This window comes from Paenibacillus terreus (assembly GCF_042138595.1).
GTDB classification, from domain to species: Bacteria; Bacillota; Bacilli; order Paenibacillales; family Paenibacillaceae; genus Paenibacillus; species Paenibacillus terreus.
This window is the reverse complement of sequence record NZ_JBHIRX010000002.1, coordinates 394,433-410,816: the sequence shown is the minus strand read 5'-3', so window position 1 is coordinate 410,816 and position 16,384 is coordinate 394,433. Positions and strand designations below refer to the sequence as shown.

General features: G+C 51.7%; 15 protein-coding genes. 9 read left to right on the top strand and 6 right to left on the bottom strand.

Annotated elements, in window-relative coordinates; genetic code table 11:
- Nucleotides 1–150 precede the first annotated feature (150 nt).
- Both ACE5KN_RS06110 and ACE5KN_RS06105 read left to right on the top strand, forming a co-directional pair.
- Nucleotides 151–1,131 (top strand): phosphotransferase family protein, encoded by a 981-nt coding sequence (locus ACE5KN_RS06110; RefSeq protein ID WP_375524473.1) that lies wholly within the window; start codon nucleotides 151–153, stop codon nucleotides 1,129–1,131.
- Nucleotides 1,132–2,130, top strand: a complete 999-nt coding sequence (locus tag ACE5KN_RS06105) for a glycosyltransferase (RefSeq protein WP_375524472.1) — start codon at nucleotides 1,132–1,134, stop codon at nucleotides 2,128–2,130. It begins immediately after the preceding gene.
- A gap of 43 nt (nucleotides 2,131–2,173) precedes the next feature.
- On the opposite strand, the gene ACE5KN_RS06100 is transcribed toward ACE5KN_RS06105, so the two are convergent.
- On the bottom strand, nucleotides 2,174–3,055 hold the full coding sequence (locus ACE5KN_RS06100; protein ID WP_375524471.1) for a LysR family transcriptional regulator: 882 nt from the start codon (nucleotides 3,053–3,055) through the stop codon (nucleotides 2,174–2,176).
- 772 nt (nucleotides 3,056–3,827) lie between these two features.
- Between ACE5KN_RS06100 and ACE5KN_RS06095 the strand changes: the two genes are divergently transcribed.
- A complete protein-coding gene (locus ACE5KN_RS06095) occupies nucleotides 3,828–4,733 on the top strand; it encodes a DMT family transporter (RefSeq protein ID WP_375524470.1) in 906 nt (301 codons plus the stop codon).
- 257 nt (nucleotides 4,734–4,990) lie between these two features.
- Here the strand turns inward: ACE5KN_RS06095 and katA are convergent, their stop codons facing one another.
- Entirely contained in the window at nucleotides 4,991–6,445 is a 1,455-nt protein-coding gene (katA, locus tag ACE5KN_RS06090; RefSeq protein WP_375524605.1) for a catalase KatA, read from the bottom strand.
- Nucleotides 6,446–6,760: 315 nt separating this feature from the next.
- Here katA and speD point away from each other — a divergent pair, with 315 nt between their 5' ends.
- Complete coding sequence (speD, locus tag ACE5KN_RS06085) at nucleotides 6,761–7,567, top strand: adenosylmethionine decarboxylase (RefSeq protein ID WP_375524469.1); 807 nt, start codon at nucleotides 6,761–6,763, stop codon at nucleotides 7,565–7,567.
- Nucleotides 7,568–7,650: 83 nt separating this feature from the next.
- Here speD and ACE5KN_RS06080 read toward each other — a convergent pair whose 3' ends face one another.
- Together ACE5KN_RS06080 and ACE5KN_RS06075 are read right to left on the bottom strand one after the other, a co-directional pair.
- Entirely contained in the window at nucleotides 7,651–8,331 is a 681-nt protein-coding gene (locus tag ACE5KN_RS06080) for a serine/threonine-protein kinase (RefSeq protein WP_375524468.1), read from the bottom strand.
- A gap of 116 nt (nucleotides 8,332–8,447) precedes the next feature.
- Nucleotides 8,448–9,185 (bottom strand): HAD family hydrolase, encoded by a 738-nt coding sequence (locus ACE5KN_RS06075; protein ID WP_375524467.1) that lies wholly within the window; start codon nucleotides 9,183–9,185, stop codon nucleotides 8,448–8,450.
- Nucleotides 9,186–9,463: 278 nt separating this feature from the next.
- On the opposite strand from ACE5KN_RS06075, the gene ACE5KN_RS06070 reads away from it, so the two are divergent.
- The 3 genes from ACE5KN_RS06070 to ACE5KN_RS06060 all read left to right on the top strand — a co-directional run bounded on the left by ACE5KN_RS06070 (nucleotide 9,464) and on the right by ACE5KN_RS06060 (nucleotide 11,655).
- The gene (locus ACE5KN_RS06070; RefSeq protein ID WP_375524466.1) at nucleotides 9,464–10,297 is read left to right on the top strand and encodes a hypothetical protein; all 834 of its coding nucleotides are present in this window, start codon (nucleotides 9,464–9,466) and stop codon (nucleotides 10,295–10,297) included.
- A 156-nt stretch (nucleotides 10,298–10,453) separates the two neighbouring features.
- Nucleotides 10,454–11,230 (top strand): threonine/serine exporter family protein, encoded by a 777-nt coding sequence (locus ACE5KN_RS06065; RefSeq protein WP_375524465.1) that lies wholly within the window; start codon nucleotides 10,454–10,456, stop codon nucleotides 11,228–11,230.
- The gene (locus tag ACE5KN_RS06060; protein ID WP_375524604.1) at nucleotides 11,230–11,655 is read left to right on the top strand and encodes a threonine/serine exporter family protein; all 426 of its coding nucleotides are present in this window, start codon (nucleotides 11,230–11,232) and stop codon (nucleotides 11,653–11,655) included. The genes ACE5KN_RS06065 and ACE5KN_RS06060 overlap by 1 nt, the downstream gene beginning before the upstream one ends.
- 173 nt (nucleotides 11,656–11,828) lie before the next feature.
- Here the strand turns inward: ACE5KN_RS06060 and ACE5KN_RS06055 are convergent, their stop codons facing one another.
- Entirely contained in the window at nucleotides 11,829–12,335 is a 507-nt protein-coding gene (locus tag ACE5KN_RS06055; protein WP_375524464.1) for a GNAT family N-acetyltransferase, read from the bottom strand.
- A 248-nt stretch (nucleotides 12,336–12,583) separates the two neighbouring features.
- Here ACE5KN_RS06055 and ACE5KN_RS06050 point away from each other — a divergent pair, with 248 nt between their 5' ends.
- Both ACE5KN_RS06050 and ACE5KN_RS06045 read left to right on the top strand, forming a co-directional pair.
- Nucleotides 12,584–13,315, top strand: a complete 732-nt coding sequence (locus ACE5KN_RS06050; protein ID WP_375524463.1) for an MBL fold metallo-hydrolase — start codon at nucleotides 12,584–12,586, stop codon at nucleotides 13,313–13,315.
- Between the two features lie 162 nt (nucleotides 13,316–13,477).
- A complete protein-coding gene (locus tag ACE5KN_RS06045) occupies nucleotides 13,478–14,566 on the top strand; it encodes a M24 family metallopeptidase (RefSeq protein ID WP_375524462.1) in 1,089 nt (362 codons plus the stop codon).
- Between the two features lie 99 nt (nucleotides 14,567–14,665).
- On the opposite strand, the gene ACE5KN_RS06040 is transcribed toward ACE5KN_RS06045, so the two are convergent.
- Nucleotides 14,666–16,063, bottom strand: coding sequence for an L-cystine transporter (locus ACE5KN_RS06040; RefSeq protein ID WP_375524461.1), 1,398 nt, complete (start codon nucleotides 16,061–16,063; stop codon nucleotides 14,666–14,668).
- Nucleotides 16,064–16,384 lie beyond the last annotated feature (321 nt).

The following is a 16,384-nucleotide window of genomic DNA, read 5'->3' as shown; positions in this document are numbered from 1 at the left end:
ATTTTCATCCTGGCGCTGCATGCGGCCAGGTCTGGATGACGCAGCACATAATTTTCCCATATCCCGCTCTTGAAATACCAGCCCCTTCATTGGAAAATAGTATAACGCAGCAAAAATTGATGTTCCTGAGACAGGACAGGAGGAATGGAGATGCTGAGGCATTACGTACTGCCGGACGGTACGCTCGACGGTCAGCGAATATGGAAAAGAGAGATACTGTACACCGGCATGAACGGCAGGCATGTGGAGCGTTTTTACGTGTCGCCTGACGAAAGCTATATTTTCAAACCTTTAACCAATGACGGACAGGAGGGCAAGGAGCGCTGGGTCTATGAGCATCTGCTGCCTTCCTTTCCGCCGATTTATCCCGAACTGCTGGATAAGTCGGACACTCTTGATCCGGACACCAGCTGGATGATCTTCGAGGATCTTGGAGCCATGTGTCATGTCTATGACGACGAGCTTGCTTTAAGCGTCATTCCACATATGGTATGGTGGCATGGACAGCCGACCGAAGCGCTGCGACAGGTCCCTTTGCAAGGGCCAAAACCGCCTATTCAGCACATTGCCGCGGACATAAGGGCAAGACAAGCCGAGGCGGAAGCCGCCCTGCTGTCCCTGGAGGTACAGCATCTTACTGTCCGCTCCCTCTTTGACCTGCTTGAACGCCAGCCCTTTACAGAAGCGGATGTCCTGTGCCACGGGGATCTACATCTCGGCAACTACACACGTGTGAATGGCCGGTTAATCGTGCTGGATTGGGAGCATGTTCATCTGAATTCCCGGCTGTGGGACCTGTTCCATCTAATCGACATGTCCCATCCGCTCTTTCCGAAATGTATGAGCCCGCAAAGCCGAAGCCGCTTATTGGATGCATATGTGGATCAGGCGCTGCAATCCGGTGCGGTGCTGCATCCGCAGGATTTCAAACGGGAATATTACCTGTTTGCGGCCGTCTTCTCCGTCTGGATGCTGCTGCTCATCCGGTCGGATCTGGAACGGGATGACGGCACCTGGCCGGAGGAAGCGCTGCGCACCCAGCTCCGCGAAACGCTGGACAGCCTGACACAGTGCGCGGACGAGCTTTTTGAACATAACAAAAACAACAATAAAAACAAGGTGGCACAATAAATGACCAAAGTCGGATTAGTCATGAGGAAGATTCAATTTACGGAAGCCCAGGGACCGCGTATTTTTGCGGAAAGGCTCCGTCAGATCGGCAGCGAACTGGGAGTGGAGATTGTCTTCATATCCCCCGAGCGGCATGTCAGCGGTTATGACTGGCTGCCAGGTTATGAACATGAAAAAGGTGATCTTGTCAACTACGATATCGTGCTGGATCAGCTGTACGCCCGGCAGATTGAGCACGTGATCTATACTGTGTCCGGATTTACTTTTTTGAACATGTTCTTCGAGAAAAGCGTGCTGTTCCCGCACAGCTTTCCTGATCCCGCGCTGACAGGTTACGAAATGATGAAGCCATTCTATTCGATTGTGAACAAGGCGATCGTGCAGACGGATTTTCTGAAACGGGAAATGGCTGATAAATTCGGCGTCCATGACGTCACTGTCATTCCCATCGGGTTCAATGAACAGCTCGTGGACAAGCATTTCGATCCTTCTCTTGTAGTGCAGAACCGCATTCTGTGGATCGGCAGGGACGAGGAGAACCGGCGTCCGGATCTGGTGCTGGAATATGCGCGCAGCAACCCGGACAAAGAAGTGTTCATGGTCTTCGGGGGCGAAAGATATAAGGAGAGCATGAAAAAATACGACATCCCGCATAATGTGAAGCTGCAGTTCGCCTTATCCCAGGATGACGTATTTGCGCTCATGAACACGGCCAAGGTGTACTGGAGCTGCTCCAAGTTCGATACATTTGCGATGCCGCTCACGGAAGCCCTGGCAATGGGCAAAATCGTCGTCAAACCTGAGCATCCCTGCTACAGCCATATCGGCTCGCGCCATGCCTTTGCAGGCAATGAGCAGAACTGGTTTGAGCTCGTCAATATGGCGGCGGCTTCCCCTCATACCGTGTCATTGGACAACAAAGACTATGCGCTGGAGCGCTTCTCCAGCAAGGTGATGAAAGAAGGCTACCGCCGCTTTTTCGAGCAGTGGCTGAGCTGATCCCGCTCCGTCAGCTTTCAAATATCCGGGCGGTCAATGCTTATTAACTGCTCTTTTCAGGTCCGAAAAGCTCCAGCGCCGTCCGGATAAACAGTTTTACGGCCAGCGGCGCTTCGTCAAAGGACGGTACAGCCATATAAATATCCCGGTATGCTCTCGGCTCAATGGCACGTGTGGTGACATTTGAGGGCTGATACGCCAGCATCATGCCGGACATAATCGCAGAACCCAGTCCCTCGTGAATCATATTCAGCAGTGTTGTAAGGTTGGACACGACAAATTTGGGTTTAAGCGGGGTATCCGCCTGGGCGAACAACTCATAAATGGGTGCCTCAAAACCACCCTTGCAGATAATCATGGGCTCATGCTTCAGCTCTTCAATCCGGATGGAAGTCCGTTCGGAAAGCGGATGATCTTCACGGATAACTGCAAACATTTCCTCTCTGAGCAGCGGGAGCATCTCAAATTGCTCATCCTTCATAATCGTAAAGCCGACATCGATCTGACGGGATTCGAGCCAGCTGCGAATCTCGTCAATCGTTCCCTCATGCAGATCAAACTGCAAATTCGGGTACTTCTCTCCGATCGTGCGAATGATTTTAGGCAGAAAATAAGCGGAGGCTGACGTAAAGGTTCCGATTCGGATGATGCCCACCTCCAGCCCCTTTTCGGCAGCAATCTCCTGCTCCACCTTCTCAAAGCCGTTCAGGATTTCGCGAAACAGCACCAGAACCCGGCTGCCTACCCCGGTCAGGACGATCCCGTTCCGCCGGTCGCGCAAGATGAGCTTTACTCCGAGTTCGTCCTCCAATGTGGATACCGCCCGGCTCACGGCCGGCTGCGTCATATTGAGCGCATGCCCGGCCTTGGTAAAGCTGCCGGTTTCGGCAATTTTCACTAATAACTGCAGCTGTGTATTTGTCATAACGTAAACGGTATGCTCCTTATAACAAACATTCATTTTATTTATATTTGAAACCATTGTATCATAAGAAAAACGTCTTATCGACGTAAATTCACAGAAGACAGACCGCGTTTAGCAGTAGTTTTTCTTGAGAGTATAGAATTGTTCAGCTCCGCTGAAAACTTGCTTGACAGTCAAGCCGCCCGTCGACCGTGGCAAGGCATGTGAACTCGCTGTCCGGGAGCTTTGCACGATTATCCCATTGGATCAGGTAAAGAAAAACAGAAAACCGGGATCCGAAAATATACTTTAGGACGTTAAAGAAAACAACGGATCAAGTGAGGCACGAAAATGCCTGTTGTTACGCTATTCAGGATCATCGAATGGGTATAATATATTTTTTGATTGTAGCAGATCGGTTCGAGATTATGAGGCGCTCTTAGGAGAAAGCAGAGCGTTTAGGTGATGTGAAACTGACCGAGAGTCTGAGCCAAAGGGATAATCATGCAAAGCTGTATGGAGAGACAACAAGCATCAGGCATCAGGTAACGGACACCAGATACCATACCCTATAGACACCCGTCTCACTCTGGATACGAGACTCTGAGTGGGGCAAATCCTTTCTTCCAAGAAAGCTAGAACAAAGCTGTCTGATGATTCAGCGTCAACTCCAGCAGTGGATCCCCGTTTTACCCAGTTACATCCAGGCCTGTTTGCCGATTTCATGCTGCGAAAGTTGAGTTATAAAATCTATAATCTTAATAAAGCATTGTTATAAAAGGAGTGGTTAGTCTTGCCGAAGCTTTCACGATCACGGACAGCCGTGTATCTTGCTTTTCTTATTATCATGTGGGGTGTCAACTGGCCCTTGTCCAAATTTGCATTGGATTTTACTCCTCCTCTGCTGTTCGCCGGACTGCGGACCTGTATTGCCGGTCTGTTATTGATCCTGGTTGCACTGCCGCGCTTCCGGGAGCTTCGGTTCAGACAGAACTGGCCCATCTATCTGATTTCCTCGCTGCTGAATATCGTATTGTTTTACGGTTTTCAGACGATCGGGCTTGGCTATGTTCCCGCAGGCCTATTCTCTGCCATCGTATTCCTGCAGCCTGTACTGCTTGGCATTGCGGCCTGGCTGTGGCTGGGCGAAGGAATGTCCGGGAAGAAGCTGATCGGGCTGCTGCTCGGCTTCCTGGGGGTTGCAGCCATCAGCATTGGCGGTCTGGCCGGGCATATCGCGCCAGAGGGAATTTTCCTTGCCATTGGCAGTGCCGTGGCCTGGACCCTCGGAACCGTCTATATGAAGAAAACCTCCGGGAGGGTTGATGCGTTATGGATGACCGCCATCCAGATTACGATCGGTGGTATTGTCCTGCTGGCTTCCGGAGCTGTCGTGGAGGACTGGACGGCCATCCGGTGGGAGCCTGTATTTATCTATGACATGCTGTTTATTTCCATCTTTGTCATCGCCCTCGGCTGGCTCACCTTCTTCAAGCTGATCGGCTCGGGTGAAGCCAGCAAGGTCGGTTCGTTCACCTTCCTGATCCCGCTGATCGCGATCACCTGCAGCGTGCTGTTCCTCGGTGAGCATGTCACACTGAATCTCGCCGCAGGTCTCATACTGATTGTGCTGAGCATTCTGCTCGTCAACGGGAAGCAGCGCAGATTGGCGGCTAACAGCAGTGCGGTCCAATCCTAATCAGAGCCAGGCATAAAGGACAAAAGGTCGGGAACTGGGGAAACTCAGTTCTCGACCTTTTTTGCCAGATTAGACATCGCACGAGATTGGCGATGTTTTCTCAATATTTATTTTTAAGTAGGGACATGCACGAAGCAGCAGAGAGGACGAAGCAATTCCGGAAAAGCAGAGCGTTCGCCTTTGACCCGGAGGGTCAACAGCGATTGAAGGAATGGTTCGTTCTCCGAGCCCTCACAACCTGCTAAAGTAACTATATATTAAACGCCTTGCGGTACGGGCAGGTCGAGGGCTTGCGCCAGACGGGTGCCGAAGTCAGGGTCTGCCTTGTACCAGTGGCCGATTTGGCGGATTTTGATTTCATCTTTTTCAACAGGCTTCATCGCGGCGGCGATGTTGGCGATCAGACGGGTACGCTCATCCTCGCTCATCAGGCGGTACAGGTCACCGGCTTGGGTGTAGTGATCGTCATGATCGTAGCTTGTGCTTTCTGCCAGACCGGACACCGCAAACGGCGTAGTCTTATGCTCAGACGCTTCCGTCGGTCCGCCGTAGCTGTTCGGCTCGTAGTACGTGCTGGATCCGCCATTTCCGTCCGCTCTCATGAATCCGTCACGCTGGTTATTCTTCACTTCTGCAACCGGACGGTTGATCGGAAGTGTGTTATGGTTGGCGCCTACACGGTAGCGGTGTGCATCAGAGTAAGCGAACAGGCGCCCTTGCAGCATTTTGTCAGGCGAAGCCTCGATGCCAGGCACAAAGTTGCCGGGGGAGAACGTAGCCTGCTCTACCTCAGCAAAGTAGTTTTCAGGATTTCTGTCCAGTACCATGCGGCCCACTTCGATCAGCGGGTAGTCTTTTTGCGACCAAACCTTCGTTACGTCAAACGGATCAAAACGGTAAGTGTTCGCATCCTCCAGCGGCATGATCTGAACATAGAGCTTCCAGGCAGGGAAATCGCCTTTTTCGATGGCGTTGAACAGATCCTCCGTATGATAATCCGGATTTTCACCGGCCAGCTTCGCAGCCAGCTCCACATCCAGGTTTTTGATGCCTTGCTCTGTTTTGAAATGATATTTTACCCATACACCCTGGCCTTCGGCATTTACCCATTTGAAGGTATGGCTGCCAAAGCCGTGCATATGACGGTATGTCGCCGGAATGCCACGGTCGGAGAACAGGATCGTTACCTGATGCAGAGACTCGGGAGACAGGGACCAGAAATCCCATACCGCATTCGGATTTTTCAGATGAGTCTGCGGATGACGCTTTTGTGTATGAATGAAATCCGGGAACTTAATCGCATCACGAATAAAGAATACCGGCGTATTGTTTCCTACCAGATCATAGTTGCCTTCTTCAGTATAAAATTTTACGGCAAAACCGCGCGGATCACGAACCGTATCAGCAGAACCGAGCTCGCCGGCAACGGTGGAGAAACGGATAAACATTGGCGTACGCTTGCCAACTTCAGACAAGAAAGCTGCTTTGGTGTACTTGGACACATCATTCGTTACTTCAAAGTATCCATGGGCTCCGGCACCTTTGGCGTGCACAACGCGTTCAGGCACACGTTCACGGTTGAAATGGGCCAGCTTCTCCAGAAGATGTACGTCCTGAATCAACACAGGGCCGCGTTGGCCGGCAGTTATGGAGTTCTGATTATCCCCGACAGGAGCTCCCCAGCTTGTAGTCAAATGATTTTGATTGCTCATTAACGGAATCACCTCGTATGCTTGATATGTTTCCACTATAAATATCCCCTAGTTAAAAATCAATCTTTTTTTATAATAATTCTAAAATAGAATCAGACATAAAAATTTTTCTTGAACTCACTATTACATATATGTTGTTAAACGAACTTCATGCAATGTTCATCCCCTGTTTCCTTGACAGCTTTATCCCTGTTTTCTATTAAAACGGAACGGGTAAAAAAAGAATAGTACACAGGGCAGCATTTTTTGTCGAATAAGGAAATTCAGCACGGGAACATTAATATCGACATATGTCCATGATAAGGGGAAATGACTATGAACTTATCGCCTGAACAGCGCCTGACCCTCCATGGGTTCAACAATATTTCGAAGTCCTTGAGCTTCAATATGTATGATATATGCTATACCAAAACGAAGGAAGAACGCGAAGCCTACATTGAATACATTGACGAGCAGTACAATGCGGAACGGCTGACGGAGATCCTGAAGCATGTGACGGAGATCATCGGCGCGCATGTGCTGAATATAGCCAAGCAGGATTATGTACCTCAGGGAGCCAGTGTGACGGTGCTGGTCTCGGAAGGTCCGGTGGTGGAAGTGCCTGAAGAATCCTACGATGAATCCCCCGGCCCCCTGCCAGAAGCTGTCGTCATGTCTCTCGACAAAAGCCATATCACCGTTCACACTTATCCGGAATATCACCCTGACGAGGGCATCAGCACCTTCCGGGCCGACATTGACGTATCCACCTGCGGGGAAATTTCGCCCTTAAAGGCGCTTAATTATCTGATCCATTCCTTTGACACCGACATTATGACGATCGATTACAAGGTGCGCGGTTTTACGCGCGATGTGAGCGGGCACAAGCTGTTTATCGACCATGACATCGGCTCCATCCAGAATTACATTCCGGAAAAAATCAGGGATCAGTACGATATGATTGACGTGAATGTGTATCAGGAACATCTTTTTCATACCAAATGCAAACTGAAGCAGTTTGATCTGGACAACTACCTGTTCGGTTACACAAAGGAAAAGCTGTCCGCCACGGAGCAGAAGGAAATCACGGACAGGCTCAAGCTTGAGATGGATGAAATCTATTATGGCAAAAATATGAGCTGAAATTTTCCTGGCGGCAGAAAAGGTCTCCTTATCCAGTGAGGTTAAGGAGACCTTACTTACTTTTAGGCAGCAATTCTGAGCCCCTATTTAATCCAGCGGGAAAACAGCTGATTGACCCGCTGGGCAAATTCCTCAAGATTCAGATTGGCCTTATCAAGCCTGTAGTACCAATTTTTGATCGTATCCAGGACCCAGGACGGAATCCTTGCCTCCGCAAATCCGGAATAAAAAGCGTGATAGGCCCATACGAGGTGCTCCCACCGTTTGTCGTCACCATCCTTGACGTATTCGGATACATCCAGCACCTTGGCGCGTCCGTTCTGCAGCAGCACATTTTTAAGATGAATATCTCTTGGATTCAGCCCCTGGGATCTGACAAATTCCCGGGCCTCCTCCACATCCTGAATGACCTGCTCCGGTACGGGAATTCCCTGCAGCAAACAATCCATCAGGGTAATTCCTTTCTCATAGCTGATCACAATATATCTGTCCCCTTCTCCGTAAAATACCGGAAAGAAAGGACATCCCCGCAGCTTCTCATAAACGGTAGCTTCGGCGCTCTTTTTCTCCGCGGCCAGTTCCGAGTAGATCTTGAATGCATATTCCGGCATGGAGTCCAGCGTAAATACCGCGGCATCCGTGCCGATGCCGATGCAGTGAACACCTTCCGCATAACCGTTGATAGTAACAGGCGTATTGTCCGGGGTGCCGATGACTTCAATCCGCTGCAAAACGCTTTCTGCCCTTCTCCATTCCACACTCATTCAATCTCCCCCTTTTCAGGTAGCGATCCGGATCTATGGAAGTACGTCGATGGATGTTAAAAACTTCCGCTAACCGCGGTCTGTCTTCTTTGGAGGTGCGTCGATGGACGTTTTTCTTACCGTGCGGCTGACAGCAGCAATTCCCTCAGCTCGCCATAACTGGCAGCCGTTCCATGAGGGGAATGCTCCGTTGTCTCGGGCGCAGTCTGGCGATGATTAAACCATAACACCTTCCAGCCTGCCAGGGATGCGCCTACCACATCGTTCCTCCAGGAATCGCCCACATACCAGCACATGTCGGCGGTCGTACCAGTTTGCTCGTTCACCGCAGCGAATATGCGCGGATCAGGCTTCGCATAGCCTACAGCTCCCGAGATAAAAACATGCTCAGGGGCCACGTGCGACTCCAGCGCCAAAGCGCGGATTTTGTAAAGCTGATGCTCTTCCGGACCGTTGGTAATCAGCCCGACCAGAAACCCCGCTCCCGCCAAATCTCTCATTAGTTCCTTGGCCCCGGCAAAAGGCGTGATCCGATACTGGCGGTCCAAATATTCAGCCTGTAGCCGGGCCGCCTCCTCCCAAGTCAGCTCGATCCCGAATTCCCCCATGGCGAGCATGAAACGGCGTATACGCATATCCTCCAGCTCCGGCGTGCCTGGAGCTCTGTGCAGCAGTCCTCCTTCCGCCGCGAGCTTGTCGCTGTAATAACGGATGCGATGATAGGCGGGCTCGTACGGAAAGGAGGCGTCCAGCCCCAACACATGCTGAAGCGCGCCCCGTGTTGGCTCCAAATGATCGTACATGGTATCATCTACGTCAAAAAATACCGCCTGGTGCCATTTTTGTAATGCCATTGTTTTTGTCCCCTCTGCTAATCTTTGTGCACCAGCGACCCTCGAATCACATAATTTAGATTAGACCCTGGGAATCACCGGCGTTTAACGCTCATTTGACAAAAGCATCTCATGATACTTATTTACCAATTTTCTGAAGTTTTTATAAATTCGGTTTACAATTCGTATAATTTCACGTAATTTTTTAGTTACGGTCCCGCAATCAGATCCGTTGGTTCGCGCTCTTCCGGTCGGCCAACGAACACAACTGCATGTCATCAGTAAGGGAGGAGAACTGAATGAAGCCCGGTTCTGAAATTAACTACGGCTCCTTGTCGACGCTGATCCAGGAACTTATCGACTTTGAACAGGAGCTTGAAGAGAACAGGCACTCCCTCGATTTCGATCTGGGATTGATTATGGAGCACGGCCGGGGAATACGGTACATGTCCACCCCGCCGGATGTCATCCCGTTCGCTCGCGCGGGCGTGGACGGGCTCCAGTACGGTTTTTTGACCGATTTCGGCGCCATTGCCGATCTTGCACAGGCTCCGGTGGTCTGTGTATCTCCCATGCACTGGAACGGTGTGTGGCTGGTCGCCCGCAATCTGCATGAATTTCTGAGCATTGTCTACACGGATAATAGCCCGCTCACTCATTTTTATGAGCATACGGACGCCTATTTGCACGATCTGGCACGGCGTCAGGCCCCGGTTTATGACGAGCGGCGGCAGATGGTGCGGGAGCTGTTCCGGATCCGATTTGGCATTCAGCCGATTGAAGACATGGTCCGCTATATCAAGGATCTGCGCATGGGACGCCGCCGCAGTATCGCCGTTCAAACCTTGAACGGGCTCGGCGTTGTGCCGCTCTCTTCGGAACAGCGTGCCCACACCCCGTTTAGCCTGCCGGATACGCTGCTTTGGGGGCGGGACGGCGGTGAAATCCAGGAATTTTTCCTGAATGCCACGGAGGAGTCCAGGCTGGCCTTTGTACGGGACGCCCAAACAAAACACCTGTTCACTGATTCCTGTCTGCGGGCGTTTGTCACATCCCAGCTCAGAGCGATGGGATTGTCCGATGCGGCCGACCATCTGGATGAGTCCTATTATACCGTTGTCATGGAATCCTGACCAAGCATCATCTATTGTATATTTTGCACTCCGCCGCCTGCATGCAGGCGGTTTTTTCGTATTGGCCCATACTGTCTAGAAAGAAGCTGCTCATGTTACAATAAGGAAACGAACATACGGCTGCTGCAAGCCGTAACCAGTGAAAGTGAGATTCATATGAACAACAAATTGCAATATTCCAGTTATGACATCATAGAGGTGTGCCTGCTCGCCGGAAAAGTCATGCTGCAGAGCGGAGCGGAAACCTACAGAGTGGAAGACACCATGTCGCGCATTGCCGCCGCTTACGGCGTCCTTCACTCACATAGCTACGTCACTCCGACGGGGATCATCTTTTCCATGGACGGTACGGAACCGGCCAAGCTGATCCGCATCATAGAGCGGACAACGGATCTCCACAAGGTGGTTGAGGTGAACAACATATCGCGCCGGATCAGTGCAGGCGAACTGTCCCCCGTTCAGGCTGTCGCACAGCTCAGGCAGGTGGAGTGCAGCCCCCAGGCATACTCCGTTTGGCTGCAGCTCTTCGCGGCCGCTGCAGCCAGCGGATGCTTCATGATCATGTTCCGGGGGATATGGGCCGACTTCCCCGCAGCCTTTATCTGCGGTGGCATCGGCTTTGCGGCAGTCCAATATTTTCATCGGCTCGTTCAGGTGAAGTTTTTCGCCGAATTTTCCGCCGCCTTCCTGGTCGGACTGGCCGCCTCGCTGTTCGTTACAGCGGGAATCGGACACCAGCTTGATACCATTGTCATCGGCTCTGTCATGCCGCTGGTGCCCGGACTGCTGATCACCAACGCCATACGGGACCTGATGGCAGGCCACCTCGTATCAGGCCTGTCCAAAGGGGCTGACGCCTTTCTTACCTCCTTTGCCATCGGGGCCGGGGTCGCTTTGATTTTTTCCATCTGGGGGAGCGGAGGAATATTATGATACTTGAACAGCTCGCCACCAGCTTTATCGCTTCCGCCGCGTTCGGCATACTGTTCCATGCACCGCGCAAGTCGCTGGTTCATTGCGGATTTGTCGGCATGCTGGGATGGCTGGTCTATTTTTGCACCGTCGGCCGCTGGGACACCCTGCTGGCCACGTTTGCCGCCACTCTGGTGATCGGAGTATTGAGCCAGGCCTTTGCAAGATGGTATAAAATGCCCGTCATCATCTTCAGCGTGGCAGGCATGATTCCGCTCGTGCCCGGTGGCATCGCCTATGACGCCATGCGCAGCTTTGTGGAACATGAATATGCCGGAGCCATCGAGCTTGCCGCACAGGCGCTCATGATCTCCGGCTCCATTGCTGTCGGTCTTATTGCCTCCGAAGTATTCAACCAGATGCTGAAGCGGGTCAAGAAGTTCTGAATACCTGAGAGACACTCCACGAACGAAGCATTCCTTCCATCGCTACTGTCCCCAAATTTCCAATGAACTTTCTTGGCGGAAGAAATTCGGGGACAAAGGCGAACACTGCTGCTTTTCCGGAATCGCTTCTCCTCTCCGCTACTATCTGCATACCTCTCACTTTTCTTACACATTCAGTCTTCAACGCGTTTGCCCACGATGACAAGATCGCGTTCAATTCCGTCCAGCACGGCTATACGCGGGTATAGCCCCCACTGTTCAAATCCGAATTTGCGCAGCAGTCCCAGGCTTGGCTCATTATGGCCGAACACAAATCCCAGCACCGTCTGCACGCCCAGTCGCGGGCATTCCTGCAGCGCATGCTGTACCAGCCTGCTGCCGACCCCCGCTCCCCGGAAGGTTTCGTTCACATAAATGCTGATCTCCACCGTGCCGTTATAGGCCGGTCTTCCGTAGAAGGACTGTAGGCTTGCCCAGCCGGCAATATCCTCTCCGCTGCGCATGACCCACAGCGGCCGCCTCTCCGGATTATGCTCCTCAAACCAGGGCTTGCGGCTCTCTACGGTTACCGGCTCCAGGTCCGCCGTCACCATCCGGCCGGGAATGGTAGAGTTATAGATAGCAACGATCGCAGGCAAATCCTCCAATCGGGCAAAATCAATGATGTACTGCTGTTCCATGTCAAGTTCCTCCCAAATGCCTGAAAATGCCCCAAATAAACAATCCGGTATATACGCCTATTGTACAGGAGACCCCGCGGAACCGTCATCTGTTTTACGCTTATGTCAGACAATACCTGAGACAGCGTTGTTTTGCATATGAGCTCCGGACAGATTTATAATATATAGAACGAATGCTGTACACGCCGTTTAAGCTTCGTGCAGCGGCAGACTGAACCGGTGTTGGAAAACCGCCATGGAGGTGCCTTATGCAAATTAGCACTAAAGTTAAAATTCTGGAAGTCCCGTTTGATTCTGCTTTCGGGCCAAGCACGATCCATCCCGCACTGCTCAAGGACGATGATGGACTGACTCTGGTCGATACCGGCATGATCACCCAATTTGATCGTCTGCGGGACGCGGTTGCAGCGGCCGGAGAAGATTTCAACAGTATCAAGCGGGTCATCATTACCCATCAGGATATCGATCATATCGGCAATATGGGGGCTATCGCAGACCTGCTGCCCGACACGGCTTTTCTGGCACATGAAGCCGATATTCCCTATATTACCGGCGACAAGCCTTTCCTGAAGCTGTCGCCTGAACGAATTTCGCAGATGGAAGGAGTAATGAGAGAAGAGACGGATGCCTTCCTGCGCAGGTTGCCGGACTTCCGCTTTGCCCACGTCCTTGAGGACGGCGAGACCCTCCCTTATGGTGGCGGCATTCAGATCATTCACACTCCCGGGCATACACCAGGCCATATCTCCATTTATGTTCCCGGAGACAGGCTGCTGCTGGCAGGGGACGCGATGCGGGTAGTCAACTCCGAACTGTTGGGCCCTGCTGAGCACGTAACACCAGACATGGCTCAGGCCCTTGCCAGCCTTGACAGGCTGGTGGATCTGGACATCGGGCAGATCGTTTGTTATCACGGCGGGTTGTACAAATCCGACGGCATTTCGGAGCGAATCAGCACACTGAGCGGAATACGGGCTTAAGCCTCGTATTTCGACGGACCTGGGCTTCCGTAGTTTTGGCGTGAAGCTCCGGTTCCGGTGCCCGCTTTTGTGAATGCGCATGTTGCTTACGTTCCCGGACGGGTGCCTTCTGCGAACAGTATGAACATACATAGATTCTGAATTTTGAAAGGGAGAGTTCTTATGGCTGATAAAATAAATGTGTTATCTAATGCGCTGACTAACAACGGATGGAAAGGCCTGCTGGTTACCGACCCCACCCATGTCTACTATTTGACCGGCTTCGCCAGCGAGCCGCATGAAAGATTTCTTGGACTTCTGCTCTTAAACGGGGAGGAGCCTATTCTAATCGTGCCTGCGCTTGATGAAGAGAAAGCCCGGGAGAGTTCTTCCGTCAGCCGCATTGTTACCCATACCGACACGGATAATCCCTATGAGCTTCTCAAAGGATTCATCGGCGGCAGCATCGATTCGTTCGCTATTGAAAAGGAGCATGTGTCCGTTGCGCGCTATGAAGCGCTTGCCGCGGCGGTTGGCGCAGGCCGCTACGAAGATCTCGGTCCGGTGCTACGTGAGATGCGGGTTAGAAAATCGGCCGATGAAGTACAGCGGCTGAAGCATGCCGTGCATCTGGTGGAGGAAGTGCTGCGTGACGGGCTGACCCACGTCCGGGAGGGCATGACCGAGGTGGAGCTGGTGGCAGAGCTTGAATACCGGATGAAGAAGCTGGGCGCAGACGGGCCATCGTTTGATACAACAGTGCTGTTCGGCGCCAAGACGGCCATGCCACATGGGGAACCTGGTACGAAAAAGCTGGCCCCCGGAGATCTGCTCATGATCGACATGGGCGTATATGCCGGCGGCTACGCATCCGATATTACCAGAACATTCGCTTTTGGCAGCATATCCCCCGAGCTTGAACAAATCTATAATACTGTGCTTCAGGCGAACCTGGCCGGAATTGCGGCAGCTCGTCCGGGCGTTACCTGCGCTTCCGTAGATCAAGCTGCACGGGCCGTCGTAGAGGCAGCCGGGTACGGTCCGGCATTCAATCACCGCGTTGGCCACGGCCTCGGCCTGGGCATTCACGAATACCCTTCCCTGCACGGCGCCAATCAAGATCCGCTGGTGGAGGGCATGGTCTTCACCGTTGAACCAGGCATTTATATTGCAGGCAAAGGCGGTGTCCGCATTGAAGACGACGTGCTGGTTACTGCAGACGGCGTTGAAGTGCTGACCTCGTTCCCCAAAGAGCTTAGAATTCTCGCATAATCCGAATCCGGATTAAAAAAAGGACTGCTCCCGCAAGTCATCAACGATGACGGGGAGCAGTCCCTTTTTCTCTAAACAGCCGCAGCGTTATATTACAGCTTAAGATGTTGCCGCCGCATCCAGATCCGGTCCGCGGTCATTGTATACATCCTGATTATTCTCCTTCAAAATTTTACTGGAGATTAAGCCTGACGTAATCGAATCATTGACATTCAGCGCAGTCCGGCCCATATCGATGAGCGGCTCGACTGAAATCAGCAGCCCTGCCAGTGCCACCGGCATGTTCAGTGTGGACAGCACGATCAGGGAAGCGAAGGTTGCGCCGCCGCCCACACCTGCCACGCCGAACGAGCTGATGACAACGACGGCGATCAGGGTAAGAATAAAGCTCCAGCTTGTCGGATCAATCCCGACAGTCGGTGCAATCATAACAGCCAGCATAGCCGGATAAATGCCTGCGCAGCCGTTCTGGCCGATGGTCGCGCCAAAGCTCGCAGACAGGTTCGCAATGCCCTCGGATATCCCAAGCTTGCGGGTCTGTGTCTCCACATTCAGCGGAATGGTAGCCGCGCTGGAACGGGAGGTGAACGCAAACACCAGGGTAGGCAGCACTTTCCGGACATAAGTTGCCGGATTGAACCCGAACAGTGTGATCAGCACAAGGTGAATGACAAACATGATCAGGAGCGCTACATAGGAAGCCAGCACGAATTTGATCAGCTTTAATATTTCATCCGGGTTGGTGGTCGACACTACTTTCGTAATCAAAGCAAGAATACCATATGGCGTCAGACGCAGCACGATCGTGACAATTCGCATGACCACCCCGTAAACCGCCTCAATCATGTTGCGGAAGGTATTGGCCTGCTCAGGCTTCTTACGATCCAGTCCCAGCACGGCGACGCCCACAAATGCCGAGAAAATAACAACAGCCAGCGTAGATGTGCTGCGTGCTCCAGTCATATCCTCAAACGGATTGGATGGGATGAATGACAGCACCTGCTGCGGAATGGTCAAATCCTGTACCTCGCCTACTCGTTCTTCCAGCGCGGCACCGCGCTGCTGCTCCGCATCACCCGCTGTAATCTCGATGGCCTTCAGATCGAAAGCCAGGCTTGTTGCGATACTGACCGATGCGGCAATGGCGGTCGTAATCAGCAGCACTGCAATAATGGAGAAGCTCATTTTCCCCAGATTCTGTTTACCCTTCAGATTCATGATGGCCGATATGATGGACACCATGATCAGCGGAATAACGATCATCTGCAGCAGCTTGACGTACCCGTTGCCCACCAGATTGAACCAATCCACCGACTTGGCCAGCGTCTCCGAGTCTGCGCCATATGCAAGCTGCAAAATAACCCCATATACAAGTCCGAAACCCAGACCGGTAAATACTCTTTTCGTAAACGAAATATGCTTTTTCTGCATCCAGTACAAAATGCCCAGCAGAGCCAGCAAGACTATCACATTCAAAATAACCAGAAATGTATCCACAGAAGTTCCCCTCTCCCTTTGTATTATTTCTCCCGAAAGCTATTCCCTGATTAACCTCCGGGCTTTCATTTTCCTGGATAATTGGCCGCATTGAATACTATATCACAATTCCTTATTAAACAGGTATGATTTATTTTAATTCATGTGATATATATGTTATACAATACTTTTGATTCATATTTTATTTTTGATTCTAGTTAATTTTTACTATTCAACCTTCGGTTAATTTTGTAAAATAGGACTATCCTAGTTCTAAAGTGGCACGGATGCTTGCCGCCCCTCATTCCCCTATCTTCTGAAACGACGACAACGCTCATAGAT

Bases quoted from the DNA above. Each gene is read 5' to 3' on its own strand.
- ACE5KN_RS06110 (WP_375524473.1), top strand. From the start codon at position 151: ATGCTGAGGCATTACGTACTGCCGGACGGTACGCTCGACGGTCAGCGA.
- ACE5KN_RS06105 (WP_375524472.1), top strand. From the start codon at position 1,132: ATGACCAAAGTCGGATTAGTCATGAGGAAGATTCAATTTACGGAAGCC.
- ACE5KN_RS06100 (WP_375524471.1), bottom strand. From the start codon at position 3,055: ATGACAAATACACAGCTGCAGTTATTAGTGAAAATTGCCGAAACCGGC.
- katA (WP_375524605.1), bottom strand. From the start codon at position 6,445: ATGAGCAATCAAAATCATTTGACTACAAGCTGGGGAGCTCCTGTCGGG.
- speD (WP_375524469.1), top strand. From the start codon at position 6,761: ATGAACTTATCGCCTGAACAGCGCCTGACCCTCCATGGGTTCAACAAT.
- ACE5KN_RS06080 (WP_375524468.1), bottom strand. From the start codon at position 8,331: ATGAGTGTGGAATGGAGAAGGGCAGAAAGCGTTTTGCAGCGGATTGAA.
- ACE5KN_RS06075 (WP_375524467.1), bottom strand. From the start codon at position 9,185: ATGGCATTACAAAAATGGCACCAGGCGGTATTTTTTGACGTAGATGAT.
- ACE5KN_RS06070 (WP_375524466.1), top strand. From the start codon at position 9,464: ATGAAGCCCGGTTCTGAAATTAACTACGGCTCCTTGTCGACGCTGATC.
- ACE5KN_RS06065 (WP_375524465.1), top strand. From the start codon at position 10,454: ATGAACAACAAATTGCAATATTCCAGTTATGACATCATAGAGGTGTGC.
- ACE5KN_RS06055 (WP_375524464.1), bottom strand. From the start codon at position 12,335: ATGGAACAGCAGTACATCATTGATTTTGCCCGATTGGAGGATTTGCCT.
- ACE5KN_RS06050 (WP_375524463.1), top strand. From the start codon at position 12,584: ATGCAAATTAGCACTAAAGTTAAAATTCTGGAAGTCCCGTTTGATTCT.
- ACE5KN_RS06045 (WP_375524462.1), top strand. From the start codon at position 13,478: ATGGCTGATAAAATAAATGTGTTATCTAATGCGCTGACTAACAACGGA.